The organism is Roseivirga sp. (assembly GCF_049099775.1).
Classification (GTDB): domain Bacteria; phylum Bacteroidota; class Bacteroidia; order Cytophagales; family Cyclobacteriaceae; genus Roseivirga.
The window spans coordinates 1,111,288-1,126,516 of record NZ_JAGDZM010000004.1; the positions used below are offsets into that span (position 1 = coordinate 1,111,288).

The following is a 15,229-nucleotide window of genomic DNA, read 5'->3' on the forward strand; positions in this document are numbered from 1 at the left end:
TTGGTATGATCCTTGCTGTTTTTGCGTTGATAAAATGTTCGACAAATATAGAGTTTTCGAATATTTTCTCGACCAAAAAAAGTAAATAGACGTTAAGTCTTTAAGCCACTAAAAAAGAAAGTCATGAAAAGTCGAATTCATCTCAAATTATTAATGGCACCACTCAGCATGCTTACGCTGTTTGCATGCGCTCCAAACCAATATCAACAATCTTCAGAATATGATGATGTGTACTTCACGTCATCTGACAGAAAAAAGGCACCTAAGGTCGTAACCAAACCTGTATCGGGTGTTGAGGACGTTTCTCAAATGATAACTTTGGCAAACTCTTCAAGAGCAGCAGTTGACGACGAACTTGTCAATAAATACACAAACAATACCCCTTCAGAAACAGAATATTTTGTTCAAGGTGAGGTAGGCCCTAAAGTAGAAAGAGCAAACCAATTGAACTACAGAGACTTTATTTCTGATTATGAAAATGAGTTTCTAGCCGCCTACACGCTCCCACTTGACTGGGAAACCGAGTGGGACGAAAATTATTTCAACGATCTTGTGAGTAACGATTTTGAGTTTAGACTGGCATGGTATGAACAATACTATGTAGGTGATAACGATAGAATGGATCGTTATTTAAATGCAAATGCCGGCAGAATTGGTAATGCAACCTTTTCTGACTTCAACCAATCTAGAATGTTCGTCAATGGGTATGCTCCTATTGTCGTAAGACCAAGAATTGGGTTCTCCGTAGGTATTGGGTTCGGTAGAGGTTTTTGGAACGGATTTGGGTTTGGGATTGGTAATGGTTTTTATGATCCTTTCTTTAATGATCCATTTTTCTACGACCCATTCTTCTTTAATGGTTCTTGGGGGTGGAATGGCTTCAATAGATGGAATAGATTCAACCGTTGGAATAGAGGTAATAGATGGAATGGATTCAATGATCCTTATGTTTACTGTCCTCCTATTTTCAGCAATCAGTATATATATAGAGGTAATGTAATTGTTGCACAAAACAATAGAACCTACACTAGAGGTGGTAGACTTCAGTCTTCTTCAGTATCTAGCGTAAGATCGGATGCCACAAATGGCGTGGCACCTACAAGGTCACAGCGACTATCTTCTGCTTCTGGCAACTCAAGATCAGCCGTTACAAGAAGTGCAATCGCCGCAAGGTCTGAAAGAAACAGCGGAAGAGTAAGATCTTCGTCTTCAAGCGGAGTAAGTTCTAGTCGAAGTTCAAGAAGTAGCTCTTCAAATGCAGTTGTGAGTTCACGATCTTCACGATCTAGAAGAACAAGCACTGATGCTTATCGATTTGATGAATCATCTAGAAACCGACGTTCTTCTAGCGTAAGGGCAAATGCTACAAGTGGAAGGTCAGTTGTAAGTTCTAGAACGTCTAGAAGCTCTTCATCACGTTCCTCTGTAGGCAGAAGCTCTAGTTCTAGTACTAGAAGTAGCAGTAGCCGATCAAGTAGCCCTTCTTTCAATAGAAGTAGCTCTTCAAGATCATCAGGCAGTGTTAGCCGATCTTCTAGCAGAAGTAGTTCTTCAAGAGGAGTGTCCAGCAGTTCAAGTCGTTCTTCTAGCTCGAGATCTAGCGGTGTAAGAAGTAGTTCTTCAAGAAGCAGCAGTTCAAGATCTAGCGGAGTTAGCAGAAGTAGCTCTTCTTCAAGTAGAAGCAGCGGTTCTTCAAGCAGAAGCAGTAGCTCTTCAAGCAGAAGCGGCGGTTCAAGATCATCAGGAAGAGGTAACTAGGTAGTCCAACACAAAAACTCAACAAATGAAAAATAAGATAAAGCTTATGGTGATAGGCATGGCAGCGCTTTGCCTTCACTTTAACCTAAACGCGCAAGTTCAATCCGGATCATTCGGTTATTACCAAGACGCACTAAGGTTTAGTCAATCAAATATGGTAGGTACGGCACGCATAGCCGGTATGGCTGGTGCGGGTTCAGTGCTAGGTGGTGATTTAAGTGCCACTGCATTAAACCCTGCAGGACTTGGCTTCTATAACAGGTCACAATTCGTATTCACTCCTAGTTTAAACTTCAATCAATACAATACTGCTTTTCTTGGTCAGAATAGTAATAATGAGAAGTCAAGACTAGAATTTTCAAATCTAGGTGTTGTCGTCAACTTTAATAAGAGTGATTTTATTCCCGGAGGATGGCGTGGTGGTTCTATTGCGGTAACGTATAACAGAACAAACGACTTTAGTCAAAGGCTGACTTATGGGGCTAACAACGACAATAATTCAATCATAGACGCAATGCTCGATAGAGCGGATGGTTTCTTTGACTTTGAATTAGGTGGCATTGAACAAGTAGGATTCGATCATTATTTGATTAACCCATTACCGAATGCACCAGACTTTTACGTATCTCCGGTTGAAGGCTTTCCTTTTCAAGAGGAATCAATAACAAGAAGTGGATTTACGGATAAGATAAACATTGCTGGAGGTGCCAACTATGATGACAAAATATACGTCGGTGCTGGTGTTGGCATAGTTTACAGCAGTTATAATATGAACAGAATCTATATTGAGTCTTTTGCCGGAACGGTACTGCAGTCTTTCAGTATAGATGAGTTATTCGATGCTTCAGGCACTGGTTTTAACGCGAACGTAGGTATAATCGTAAGACCAACTGATTTCTTAAGAGTTGGTGCTTCTATTACAACCCCTACTTGGTTTAACTTCAGTGAAGAAAGCGATGCGGTTTACAATTCTGAGTATAACAACTTTGATGTATCGGGTTTTGAGGATAATGGACAACGGGTAATTCTTGAAGACACTGTATTGAATAGCCTTCAAACACAAACCAACGTATTCTTTTCAGATTATGATTTGAGAACTCCTTCAAAAATAAACTTGGGTGCAGCGTTTTTCATTGGAAAAAGTGGTTTTATAACGGCTGACTTTGAAAGAATCAATTATTCTAACGCGCATGTTTCTTCTAGTGACTTTTCTGCCGACAGTGACAACAGAACTATTGCAAGTATTTATGATGCAGCAACCAATATTAGAATTGGTGGTGAATACAGATACAAGGAGTTTAGGTTTAGAGGTGGGTACGCTTCTTTAGGTGATCCTACGAATGATCTTTTAGACGATGTTGACCGATCGAGAACGGTAATTTCTGCTGGCATAGGGATGAATCTGGGAAGGTACTTCTTTGATTTCGCCTACTCTCAAACAAAATTCAATGACTCCTTTACATCATATACATTTACCGATGGTGTTGGACCAACCGCAATTACAGAGAGTAAATTGAATAATGCGAGACTAACTTTCGGATTGAATTTCTAGTCCTTTGAATCTTTAAGTTTAGAGATAATCGTATCTGCTGAGATGCGGTTATCTCTAATTTTTATTTGCGCCTGGCTATAATAGTCATCCCTGATTTCCTTCATTTCACGAATTTCCTGAATCAGATCTTGATGGTCGTAGCTACTAAACATGGGGCGCTTCTCTACACCCTCTTCTATGATTCTAAGTGCTAAATCTCCAGGGTTTACATCTAGATAAATTGTAGTGCCACTTTCATTCATTGCATCCATATTAAAGTGAAAACAAGGCGTACCTCCTCCAGTGGCAAGTACAAAAGTGTCCTCCACCGCAATTACTTCATGTAAAGCTTCTTTTTCGTATAGTCTAAATTGACCTTCGCCTTGCTTCTTGAAAATTTCAGGAATTGTTAACCCTTCTCTTTCCACGATTACATGATCTAAGTCTATGAATTTATAGCCGATTGATTTAGCCAAAGACTTACCCAAAGTCGTTTTACCTGAGCCCGCAAGCCCAATCAAAAAGATTCCCTTTTTTACACTCATTTATTTCAGGTTTGACAGCAGTTCGCCTGCTCCTGGCACGTCATTATAGTGCCATTTGTTCATGATTTCTCCGTCTTGTAGTAAGACTAATCCGGGATTGGAACGAATCATCGTCTTTAAAAGTGTTTTATCAGAATAGTAGTACGGCACCGGTAGTTGAACGCTATGTCTCAGTGCTTCGAACTGTGCTCCTGATGATGCAGTAACAGCCGAAACCTCCACTTGATTACCTAATGCACTTACAAGACTATTAATCATTGTGTAGGCATCAAGATCGGTTGATTCCGTTTCGTGTACCACTATTAAAAGCTTTTTGCCTTTCAACGACTCCATGGTGTAGTCGGACTCATCGCCCCAAATGGAATAATTCGTGATTTTCGGAACAGTACCAGGATCATCTGCCGGTGGCAACATATCCGTTGGTATATCAGTCCCAATTTTATAGGCTCTAAAGTCAATTGAGGGTAAGTGATTGATTGACCAAACTTCTATAAAGAGACAAAAGGCCAAGGCAACAGCTACGGCAATGGCTCTGAAGTTACCCGCATTCAACAGCTCGTTCTTCTTTCGGTTGATAAATAAGAAAACGATCAGAACAAGTAAAATAATATCCTTAGTGAACGACTCCCATGGTGTGAGCTTAATCGCATCTCCAAAGCAACCACAATCAGTTACTTTGTTGAAATAGGCTGAGTAAAAGGTTAGAAAAGTGAAGAAAACGATCATCACTAAAAGAGATATCGTCACCAATCGCTCTCTATATTTCAATAGAAGCGCAATTCCTAAAACCACTTCTAAAGTAGAAAGTAGCATGGAAAGAAATAACGATAAAGGTTTTAACGCTTCAAAAAATGGAGCAATATCAATAGCGAAAACAGAGAAGTACTCTTCTAATTTAATCTGTGTTCCAACAGGGTCATTTACTTTTATAAGTCCTGAGAATATGAATAATCCTCCGACCAGTATTCTCGCTATTGAATTTAATGCTTTCATCATTTACGCTCTTTCATCAAAATCATGCAAAACACCGCATAATTGATCATGTCCATATAATTCGCATCTATACCTTCAGAAATAATTGTCTTACCGGCATTGTCCTCAATTTGCTTAACGCGAAAAAGCTTCATTAAGATTATATCAGTGATTGATCCAACTCTCATATCACGCCATGCTTCGCCGTAGTCATGGTTCTTATCCATCAGCAATTGCATGGTATTATTAACGTGTTTGTCGTAGAGCGGTTCCAATGATCCTACTTCCATTTCCATAGGATCATTTTCCGTTAAATTCATTTGAATTAGGGCAATGACGCAATAGTTAATAATGCCAATAAATTCACCAGAGATATCATCGTTGACTTTTTGCGTACCTTTTTCCTGAATGGATCGGATGCGCTGAGCTTTGATGAAAATTTGATCTGTAATAGAAGGCAACCTCAAGACTCGCCAGGCAGTGCCATAATCTTGAGTTTTCTTCAGAAATATGTCTTTACAGGCCTCAATAACTTGCTTATATTCGCCTACCGTTTGTTCCTCCAAAGTGAATGCTTTTTAAATTTTCAGACAATTCTTGAAGGCGAAAGATAACTTATTTCAGGTTAAAACCACATTGAACATTAGTGGAAATCTTGTTTCTCTGGCAAGGCCGAAGCTAATGGGAATTATCAATGTGACACCAGACTCCTTCTTCGACAAAAGTAGGTTTAACTCGACTGATGAAATTCTTAGTCAGGCAGAAAAAATGCTTGAGAACGGAGCACTCTTTTTAGATATCGGGGGATATTCCACGCGTCCCAACGCTGAGGATATTTCTATTAAAGAGGAATTGAAACGAGTGATTCCAGCAATTGAAAATATTAGCACACGTTTTCCGGAAGCCATTATTTCAATTGACACATTTAGGTCTGAAGTGGCTTCTGCAGCAGTAAATGCCGGTGCCCTTATGATTAACGATGTTTCTGGTGGAAACCTCGACAATAAAATGTTCGAGACAGTTGCCAGCTTAGGTGTTCCATATGTACTCATGCACATGCGCGGTACGCCACTCACTATGAAAGGATTGGTGGATTATGACCATCTAATCAACGACATTTTATTTGAGTTAAATGAAAAATGCCAACGGTTAATGAACCTAGGCGTTTACGACATCTTGATCGATCCGGGCTTTGGCTTTGCTAAAACCATTGACCAGAACTATGAAATCCTTCGAAATTTGGGTTTATTTAAGAGATTGAAACATCCAATATTGGCTGGTTTATCAAGAAAGTCCATGATTTACAAAAAGCTCGACATAGCACCTGAAGACGCCCTCAATGGTACGGCCGCTTTAAATATGGCCGCTTTAATGAACGGCGCCTCCATTTTACGTGTGCACGACGTAAAGGCGGCTAAAGAAATAATTACACTTTACGAAGCATATAAGGGTTGATTTTCGCATTTAAAATAGGGTTTCTTGAAGTCAGATGGATCGACATCTTAGACATTCTATTGGTGAGTGTACTACTCTATCAGGTCTATAAACTCTTAAAAGGTAGTGTGGCCGTAAGGGTACTTATCGGCTTTCTGGTACTCTATTTGGTATACTTAGTGGTAAGAGCCGCTCAAATGGAATTGCTCGCCGGAATTCTCGGCCAATTCATGGGCGTTGGTGTGCTAGCGGCCATCATAATTTTCTCACAGGAAATAAGAAAGTTCTTGCTGATACTAGGAAAAACTACCTTTCGGGAGAACGGCATTCTACAATCTGTGATGATTTGGAAAAGAAGGGTTGAAAAAGAAACTTTCAATGTGACTCCAATCATTGAAGCTATCAAAGGCCTATCCACTACCAATACTGGCGCCTTGATGGTGTTTTCTAAAAGCTCAGAGCTAAAGTTCTATGTAGATTCTGGCGACTTGATTGATGCCTTTATTTCTAAAAGATTATTAATCTCGATTTTTAATAAGTACAGCCCTCTTCATGATGGAGCAGTGATTATTCATCAAGGAAAGGTAAGAGCGGCAAGGTGCATATTGCCTGTAAGTGAGAGAGATTTGCCTGCACAATTTGGCATGCGCCACAGGGCTGCACTCGGCATGTCTGAGGCCACAGATTCCCTTACCTTAATTGTTTCTGAAGAAACTGGGCAAATGTCCGTGGCGCGAAACGGGCAAATGGATAGCAACTTATCAATACCTGAAATCAGAAAACGAATTAATGCCTACCTACAGGAAGCTGAAAGAACGGAAAATGCTGAAACTACAAGTGAGCAGGAGTCTGACGAAGCAGCTTAATTCATTTTAAACTTTATTCTAATCAAGGCCGGATTCTCTGAATCCTCTATAGACTCTAACGTAGTACCCTTTCTATAACTCACTTTATCTAAACCTAGCTCTTCTACAAAACTGCTTACATCGGAAGAACTTAGGCTGAAAGTCAAGAAGTTATTGTCCCATCTTATAGGCCTCAAATCAAAGTTCTCATCTACTCCTTTTCGAAAATCGATCAAATTATTTCCAGTCCCTATTCTATCAATCAGTATATAGCGAAAGTCTTTTCGTCCTCCAGTAAACCTCATTAGTATAAATTCATCGCCAACGTAGGAATTAGTATTCCATACATAATCGTTTTTCATAGTAATACTTCTTATTGAAGCATCATTTGCTATCAAAGCAGCATTAGTCCATGCCCAATCCGCACCAAAATCATAAGTAATTAGTGGGCTGAGGGTGTTTTGATTGAGGTAAAATATAGTATCGCTCATTGTCCGATGATATATGAGCCCTTCCTTATATGGCGCTAGTGGTATGCCATATGTAAAAACCCTGCCAGATCTTACATCCTTAACAAATGGATTGAGTGCCTTAACCATATTTAGCTCATTATCGAATAGAAGCAATTGATAATTGACGCTATCTTCTATCTGTAAATTTCTATCAAGAGCATAGCCCCCATTATAATGGCAAAAGATACTCCCCTTTATAGTTCAGCCTCTTTGATGAAAGATGTTTGCCCGTTAAATCATAACGCTGTAGTCGTCCAACAGGCTGATCGAAAACATTGATAGAATTGTCTACCCAAAAGGACGCCAAAAAACTATATTCTTGGGGTCCATTGCCTTGATTGTTGATTTTATTTAGAAAATCACCATTATTATCGAAAATGAAAACATCTCCTGTTGATCCTTTAATTATGATCTGATCATTAACAAATTGAACGTCACTAACAAAGCTAAGCAGTGAACCGGGAGTTTCTTCTAATCCAATTAGCTCCACTTCTTCTATTAAATCAAAAATAGAAACCGGGTTAGTGTGTATATCTATAGTGTAGGTTCTAAATGAATCTAAATTTTTAGAAAGGAGTCCAACATCTTGATCATTAACTTTTGTAGAACACGAGCTAAGACCAATGACCAAACTTAGACTTAACCAAAACGAAGAAGTCATCCTTATTTGAAGTCGATCCATACTAAAACGGGGTTTTCTGAGGAAGAAATTTCTTCCAATGACATAGCTCCTATCACCTTAGCATTGTTATTTCCGGCGGCTGACACTAACTCTTCAATAGCATCAGACTGGACAACGGCTAGAAGTTGATGACCATAATATCGGATAGGTACTAAAGGCATAGTTTTACTTGAAGACCAGTTATGCTCATAATGATAAAACTTTCCAGATTTCTTGTCAACAAACCCTAAGCCGGGCGGTTTTTCAAAGCTGTAAGAATAATTCATCTCTATTCTATCTTCTCCATAAACCATTAAATAAGCCCAAACCTTGCCTGACTTATTCATGGCATCCATTGTTTTACCATCTAAACTTCTTGTCAAAGGAAAATCCTTCCACAACCAATCATCTCCAAAATCTAGATGAGCATATGGCTCTACCTTGCTTCCCTTTATTTGATAGATTGAATCTGTCCAAAACGGATTGAAAAGCGCATTATCTTTAAAAAGCTGAAAAGCATTATTCGGAGGAGTAACAGGAACACCCTCTGGCTTATTTAGAGGCAAGGCATATCTAGTCGGCTTTAATTGTGCATCCGTTAAAATAAGGTTGTGCTTAACGGAATCAATTCCTATTGGAAACGCCATGCCTAATAAGTAACCATCTTCAAAAAACAAAGCGTCGTTTACCACATAAGGAAGCTTAATGGCCCCAAGCAAATTACCCTGAAGATCATATTGCATCATCTTCAAACTATTGTATGAAATGGTTTCAACGATTCCGTCTCTGAAATTGCTACTGGCCATTGATGAATATTCTTCAGGCCCCAGCCCTTTTCGATTGAAATGCGAAATATATTTTCCCTGTTTATCAAATGAAGTCACGTCCCCCTCTCCCTCATTAATAACAACAACGCCATTCTCATGAGGAAAATAAAGTGCGTTGGGCTGCAAAAGAGAAGTGCCGGTTTCTTCTAAACCGAGAATTTCAATTCGCTGAACACGATCAGTAAAATCCGTTTTCTCAGCTTTCATACTAATCTTGTAGGTCTTAAAAGAATTGGTATCAGCGGTTACTTCCTCTTTCTTTTCTTGGCAAGAAACAGCTAGAATAATGATTAATGGGAGAGAAAAAATATGGCTTTTCATAATTAACTATAATTATAGTTAATTCGATTGCAAAGTCAATGATACTCGACTTATATTATCATTATCAATCAAGATTATCTTTCAGTTTCATACGAATCAAGACAGGGTTTTCTGATGATTCGATAACCTCTAAGCTAGCATCTCCAATGAACTGAAATTCACTCTCATCTAATTTACCCAACAAGGATTCGAGTTGAGTGGATTGCATTGTAAAGAGAAAATCATCTCCGTCCCAGCCAATACTTGAGATACCGTACCGCTGATCAGCATAAGATGAGTCGTCTATTTTTACTATACTTTTTGATCTCCGATCGATGAAAAATTTATGTGCAGGAGCTCCCGATACAGCCGTCAAGTAGATGTAATTTTCACCTATGCGATTATTCATAAACCAAACCTGCCCACTCTTCTCAGCCTCAACCATCATCATTGAGTTGAACTCAACGCCAGGTTGAAAATACCAATCTTCCCCAAAGTCATAATGAATGTATGGCATTAAAGAATCGGCGCCAATTCTGTATACAGAGTCTTTACCCAACTGAAGAAAAAACACATCATCGCCCACTGGAAAAACACTCTTATTACTCATAGAAATCCCAAAGTCTGGAAACTTCTCAAAAGGCAAAAAAGTGTTACTCACTTTCATTTCATTATCCAGAATAGTAACCATGTACTTCAGAGAGTCATTTGTAAAACTGTAATTCATGTCCAGTGCATACCCTCCGTTAAAGGGGTGTAAATGCGTAGCATTTTGAGGTACTCTCTCGGCACTAATAAAATTGCCTTCTACGTCGTAACGTTTAATATGCCGATCATAAGTAAAAACACAAATCTGACCATTTTGCAGCCATACGTCATTCCAACCACTATATTCTTCTGGTCCTTCTCCCTTTCTATTAATCTTTCTGATAAAATCTCCACCTTCACTGAAAATGTAAATATTACCTTCCCTTCCAGGAACAATCATCTGGTTCTGATAAAATTCAATTTGCCTCACGTACCCCAATAAAGACTCTGGGGTTTCCTCTAAACGCATGATCTCAATTGATTCGATTAGCTCGGACAGACCTATATCTTCAGCTTTTATATCTAAAGAGTAGGACTGAAAACCATCGATTAAAGGTAAACTTGATTCTTCTTGCGTGGTCTTTTCCCCACTACAACTACCGAAAAAGAAAACGACTATGACGAGTCCAAGACATCTAGTCATCAGTTTGAAATAAATTTTGTCCATATTTTTTTATTTGTGTGTTTATACCAAGAATATCCTGTTAAAAATCTTTGACTTTCATTCTTAATAGCACGGGGTTTTCAGATGATTCTATTTCCTCCAGAGATGACCCTTCGGTGAAAGAATATTGTTCTTTGTCTAGTTGATCCACAAGGTCTATAAATTGGGTTGATCGCAAAGTGAATAAAAACTCATCTCCATCCCAACCGATCCCTATTACATCCAATCGTTCATTAGTTGAAGTTCTTGATTCAATGCTTACGCTCTTCTTGTCCTCTCTATCAATAAAGAAAGAATAATCCATTCTGGGACCTAATGTTGTATACAAGTATATATAATCGGTTCCCAAATGATTCAGTACAAACCAAGCTTGCTTTTTTCTTCGCTGCTCTTCGCTAAAATCACCTTTTATTTCAACACCAGGCTTAAAATACCAATCGTCACCAAAATCATAGAGAATATATGGGGCTATTGTATCGGCAGTTACCTTGTAAACCGTATTACCCATTTCACGCAAATAGAACAGGACATCTCCTAATTCGAAAAGTGAATTGGACGGTAAGGAAAATCGAAAACCTGGATATTTATCAAACGGCAAAAAAGTCTTATCGAGTTTCATCTCTTCGTCAAGTGTAACAAGAGAGTACTTTAAGGAATCCAGAGTATAGCTGAGATTCATATCTAACAAGTACCCGCCTTCATAAGGATAGGCATGAACCGCTTGCTCTGTCATTCGATCTCGATCAATAAAATTTCCCGCTAAGTCATATCGAGTAACAGATTTACCGGTACTATGAACATTCAAAATACCGTCTTCTAACCAAACATCAGTCAACCTTGAGTATTCCTCTGGCCCCTGTCCTTTACGATTAAACTTGCTTAAAAACTCACCATTATTAGAGTAAATGTAAAAAGCACCCTGATTACCAGGGAAGACCATCTTATCCTCATGAAACATGACTCGGTCAACATAACGTAACAGCGACTCTTCCGTCTCTTCGAGTCTCGTGATTTTAAGGGACTCAATTAGATCAACAAAACGTATCTTATCTTCCTTGAGGTCTAATTTAAAGGACTGAAATCCGTCCTTTTGAGTAGGTTCATCATCGGTAATCGATGGTTTTTCACTTCCGCAGCTAAGACAGAAAATAATGGGAAATAGATATGCACAATTGAGAATTTGTGACTTAAGGGTATTCATGAGTGTTTGTTTTGACCTCTTTCAATCTACACACAATTGCGATCATGAACCAACCGTCTAACACTTAATGCCATAAAAAAGAAATGCCTCCCTAATTAAGGAGGCATTCAATAATTCTTTTGTAAGATTTGGATTAAATAACCCCCAATTCCTTACCTACCTCAGTAAAGGCTGCAATCGCTTTGTCTAGGTGATGCTTTTCATGACCCGCTGAGATCTGAACTCTAATTCTAGCTTGGTCTTTAGGCACTACCGGATAATAAAATCCAATAACATAAATTCCTTTTTCCAACATGGCACTTGCCATTTTCTGAGATAGCACAGCGTCATAAAGCATAATCGGAACAATAGCATGCTCCCCCGGCTTAATGTCAAAACCGGCAGCTGTCATTTGCTCGCGGAAATATTTTGTATTGTCTTCAAGCCTATCACGAAGCTCAGTTGTTTCAGAAAGCATATCAAATACAGCGATTGACGCCCCAACAATTGATGGTGCCAATGTATTCGAGAATAAATAAGGGCGAGAACGCTGTCTGAGCAAGTCTACAATTTCCTTTTTACCTGAAGTAAATCCACCGGAAGCACCTCCGAGCGCTTTACCCAATGTACCCGTGATTATATCAACTCTATCCATGCAGTTATGGTGCTCATGCACTCCTCTACCCGTTTTACCCATAAAGCCAGTCGAGTGACATTCATCGGTCATCACTAAAGCGCCATATTTATCTGCTAAGTCACAGATTTCGTTCATCTTAGCAATAGTACCATCCATTGAGAACACACCGTCGGTAACGATAATTTTTTGTCTTGCTCCCTTCTCGTCTGCAGCAATTAATTGAGCTTCAAGATCAGCCATATCGCTATTTTTGTACCTAAACCTCATAGCCTTACAAAGCCTTACGCCGTCAATAATGGACGCATGGTTCAAGGCATCTGAAATAATAGCATCTTCTGCCGTAAATAGTGGTTCAAATACACCGCCATTTGCATCAAAAGCAGCAGCATAGAGTATGGTATCTTCCGTACCTAGAAATTCAGAAATCTTCTCTTCTAATTCTTTATGAATGTCTTGTGTACCACAGATAAACCTTACCGATGACATTCCAAAACCATGGGTATCAATGGCGGCCTTGGCGGCCTCCACTACCTTAGGGTGCGACGATAAACCCAAGTAGTTATTCGCGCAAAAGTTGATAACTTCTTTACCATCATCAGTTTTAATATCTGCTGACTGCGGCGTAGTTATTACACGCTCTTGCTTATAAAGTCCTGCATCTTTTATCGATTGTATTTCTGCAGCTAACTGTGGCTTTAATTTATCGTACATCTCAATTGGTTTTGGGTTTGGCAATTTTGGGTCTCATCATGGGCTTTTTCGCAACTTTCGTTTCCTCCTCTTCTTTTAGCGGAAAAGTCCTTCTCACTTTATTAATCAGGAATAATTTCTGAGCGGTAAAACTATCAGGATGAACTTGATCGAATAGTTGCTTGAACGATTGAAACTGCTCTGGATCACCTTTTGCAAATTCTTTCGAATCTATCTTCTTTTTTAACAGGTAACTATCGAAGCTCATTTCGTCCATGACGGGACAAATATATGTGATTTTACGGCTTCGGAAACGTATTTAGAATCGAGTTTTTAGGAATTTATTAAGGCTAGTGCCGCTACCATAACCGCTTTTCTCCATTTAACCTGCAAACGTTTTACTTATTAAGCTGTTTAGTTAATATTGCAGAAAAGTATAGAATTCGATGGATAGAATATTAGTTATTGGTGCTTGCGGACAGTTGGGCTCAGAATTGACCAATGAATTGGGTAAAATTTTCGGTAACGACCATATTATTGCTTCCGATATTTCCAAGCCTAATTCGGCGATTCAAGGATTTAAATTCGAGCAGTTAGACGTTATGAATGCTGATCGCTTGGCTGAAATCGTTGACCAACATCAGATTACTCAAATCTATCATTTGGCGGCTATACTTTCTGCCAAAGGAGAAGAAAACCCACAGTGGGCTTGGAACTTGAACATGACCGGCTTACTCAATGTACTTGAGCTAGCGAAAGAAAAAAACCTAGACAAAATCTATTGGCCAAGTTCTATTGCAGTTTTTGGCCCGTCAACCCCCATCGACAATACGCCACAACATACGGTAATGGATCCAAATACGGTGTATGGAATTAGTAAACTAGCAGGAGAAAGATGGTGCGAGTATTACTTCGAAAAATATGGTGTAGATGTTAGAAGTATTCGCTACCCAGGCCTGATTGGCTACAAATCATTGCCAGGAGGTGGTACAACTGATTACGCCGTAGACATATACCATAAAGCCTTATCAGAAGAGCCATTTGAGTGTTTCTTGTCTGAAGAAACTTATTTGCCAATGATGTATATGCAGGATGCCATCAAAGCGACTATCGATTTAATGCAAGCCCCTGCCAAAAAAGTAAAAATTCGATCTAGCTACAACGTTTCTGCCATAAGCTTTTCCCCTCGAGAAATTGTAGCGTCAATACAAGGACACATCCCAAGTTTTACGGCGACATACAAGCCAGATTTCAGACAAGCCATAGCGGATTCTTGGCCAAATAGCATTGACGATAGCGAAGCAAAATCGGATTGGGACTGGAACCCTGCTTTCGATTTAGATAAAATGACAAATGATATCTTAACGCACCTACCGGAAATACTGGGAGATTTTCAAAAGGCTTAAATGCAACATTTCTAACTTACCCAAGGTCTTACCTTTCAAGATGGCGAATAAGAAGACGAGTATATTGAAATTCATAGCGGAGTTACTCATCGTATTTGTTGGGGTTTATGGTGCTTTTGAACTTAATCGTTTTCAACAAACAGAAAGAGAGAAAACAATCAGAGAAAGCTACTTCAATAGCTTTATGTCTGAGTTGGTAAAGCTGTCATCAGATATTAAAGGTGTTCAAAGGGAGATTGACCGTGCCATAACCAAATTTGATACCGCTATGGCCAAGGGTGAAACACCAATGCTTAAACCACTGAATATCTATTTCAAATCACCAATGCTTATAACAAGAGCAGGTTTCAATGAAGATGTTTTCACCCAATTAGATCCAGGTCTTGCCGCAAGTTTGAGTGGTGGATACGACAACGTGCAGGTAGTCAGTCAAAACATTGCTGACTTCAATGATATTTGCAATCGACAATTGATTTCAAATACACCAATCACATTCTATGATAAAAATGGAATACTAAAGCCTGAATTTGATTGGTACATCGCTGGCTTAAAGCGGCTTCAGCGGTATATGATCAACCTTTCTGAAATGATTAATAACGGGGCCATTCCGGCAACTAAAAACTTGATTGAAGGGAAAAGCTAGATTGATTTTAAACTCTTTCGATGTCCCCATCTTACA

Annotated in this window: 16 protein-coding genes; 6 read left to right on the forward strand and 10 right to left on the reverse strand. The window is 39.1% G+C overall.

The window, feature by feature from the left end:
* The first annotated feature begins 123 nt into the window (after positions 1-123).
* Together JXQ92_RS09525 and JXQ92_RS09530 are read left to right on the forward strand one after the other, a co-directional pair.
* Positions 124-1,758, forward strand: coding sequence for a hypothetical protein (locus tag JXQ92_RS09525; RefSeq protein WP_421986370.1), 1,635 nt, complete (start codon positions 124-126; stop codon positions 1,756-1,758).
* A gap of 25 nt (positions 1,759-1,783) precedes the next feature.
* A complete protein-coding gene (locus JXQ92_RS09530; RefSeq protein ID WP_421986371.1) occupies positions 1,784-3,310 on the forward strand; it encodes an OmpP1/FadL family transporter in 1,527 nt (508 codons plus the stop codon).
* On the opposite strand, the gene JXQ92_RS09535 is transcribed toward JXQ92_RS09530, so the two are convergent.
* The 3 genes from JXQ92_RS09535 to JXQ92_RS09545 are packed head-to-tail and all read right to left on the reverse strand — an operon-like array spanning position 3,307 to position 5,372.
* The gene (locus tag JXQ92_RS09535; RefSeq protein ID WP_421986372.1) at positions 3,307-3,834 is read right to left on the reverse strand and encodes a shikimate kinase; all 528 of its coding nucleotides are present in this window, start codon (positions 3,832-3,834) and stop codon (positions 3,307-3,309) included. The genes JXQ92_RS09530 and JXQ92_RS09535 overlap by 4 nt on opposite strands.
* A complete protein-coding gene (locus JXQ92_RS09540) occupies positions 3,835-4,830 on the reverse strand; it encodes a DoxX family protein (protein WP_421986373.1) in 996 nt (331 codons plus the stop codon).
* Positions 4,827-5,372: a DUF1599 domain-containing protein gene (locus JXQ92_RS09545; protein WP_421986374.1), complete on the reverse strand. Its 546-nt coding sequence runs from the start codon at positions 5,370-5,372 to the stop codon at positions 4,827-4,829. The genes JXQ92_RS09540 and JXQ92_RS09545 overlap by 4 nt, the downstream gene beginning before the upstream one ends.
* A 31-nt stretch (positions 5,373-5,403) precedes the next feature.
* On the opposite strand from JXQ92_RS09545, the gene folP reads away from it, so the two are divergent.
* Positions 5,404-6,261, forward strand: coding sequence for a dihydropteroate synthase (gene folP, locus JXQ92_RS09550; protein ID WP_421986375.1), 858 nt, complete (start codon positions 5,404-5,406; stop codon positions 6,259-6,261).
* Positions 6,258-7,106, forward strand: a complete 849-nt coding sequence (gene cdaA, locus JXQ92_RS09555) for a diadenylate cyclase CdaA (RefSeq protein WP_421986376.1) — start codon at positions 6,258-6,260, stop codon at positions 7,104-7,106. Before folP ends, cdaA begins: the two co-directional genes overlap by 4 nt.
* Here the strand turns inward: cdaA and JXQ92_RS09560 are convergent.
* The 7 genes from JXQ92_RS09560 to JXQ92_RS09590 form a co-directional block, all read right to left on the reverse strand.
* Positions 7,103-7,684: a hypothetical protein gene (locus JXQ92_RS09560; protein ID WP_421986377.1), complete on the reverse strand. Its 582-nt coding sequence runs from the start codon at positions 7,682-7,684 to the stop codon at positions 7,103-7,105. The two genes, cdaA and JXQ92_RS09560, sit on opposite strands and share 4 nt — an antisense overlap.
* Positions 7,685-7,766: 82 nt before the next feature.
* A complete protein-coding gene (locus JXQ92_RS09565; protein ID WP_421986378.1) occupies positions 7,767-8,279 on the reverse strand; it encodes a 6-bladed beta-propeller in 513 nt (170 codons plus the stop codon).
* Entirely contained in the window at positions 8,261-9,406 is a 1,146-nt protein-coding gene (locus JXQ92_RS09570) for a 6-bladed beta-propeller (RefSeq protein WP_421986379.1), read from the reverse strand. Before JXQ92_RS09570 ends, JXQ92_RS09565 begins: the two co-directional genes overlap by 19 nt.
* Before the next feature lie 64 nt (positions 9,407-9,470).
* On the reverse strand, positions 9,471-10,640 hold the full coding sequence (locus JXQ92_RS09575; RefSeq protein WP_421986380.1) for a 6-bladed beta-propeller: 1,170 nt from the start codon (positions 10,638-10,640) through the stop codon (positions 9,471-9,473).
* A gap of 37 nt (positions 10,641-10,677) precedes the next feature.
* A complete protein-coding gene (locus JXQ92_RS09580) occupies positions 10,678-11,838 on the reverse strand; it encodes a 6-bladed beta-propeller (protein WP_421986381.1) in 1,161 nt (386 codons plus the stop codon).
* Between the two features lie 133 nt (positions 11,839-11,971).
* Positions 11,972-13,165: a glycine C-acetyltransferase gene (gene kbl / locus JXQ92_RS09585; RefSeq protein WP_421986382.1), complete on the reverse strand. Its 1,194-nt coding sequence runs from the start codon at positions 13,163-13,165 to the stop codon at positions 11,972-11,974.
* A gap of 1 nt (position 13,166) precedes the next feature.
* Entirely contained in the window at positions 13,167-13,421 is a 255-nt protein-coding gene (locus tag JXQ92_RS09590) for a hypothetical protein (protein ID WP_421986383.1), read from the reverse strand.
* Between the two features lie 169 nt (positions 13,422-13,590).
* Here JXQ92_RS09590 and JXQ92_RS09595 point away from each other — a divergent pair, with 169 nt between their 5' ends.
* Positions 13,591-14,550, forward strand: coding sequence for an NAD-dependent epimerase/dehydratase family protein (locus JXQ92_RS09595; protein WP_421986384.1), 960 nt, complete (start codon positions 13,591-13,593; stop codon positions 14,548-14,550).
* A gap of 40 nt (positions 14,551-14,590) precedes the next feature.
* On the forward strand, positions 14,591-15,193 hold the full coding sequence (locus JXQ92_RS09600; RefSeq protein WP_421986385.1) for a hypothetical protein: 603 nt from the start codon (positions 14,591-14,593) through the stop codon (positions 15,191-15,193).
* Positions 15,194-15,229 lie beyond the last annotated feature (36 nt).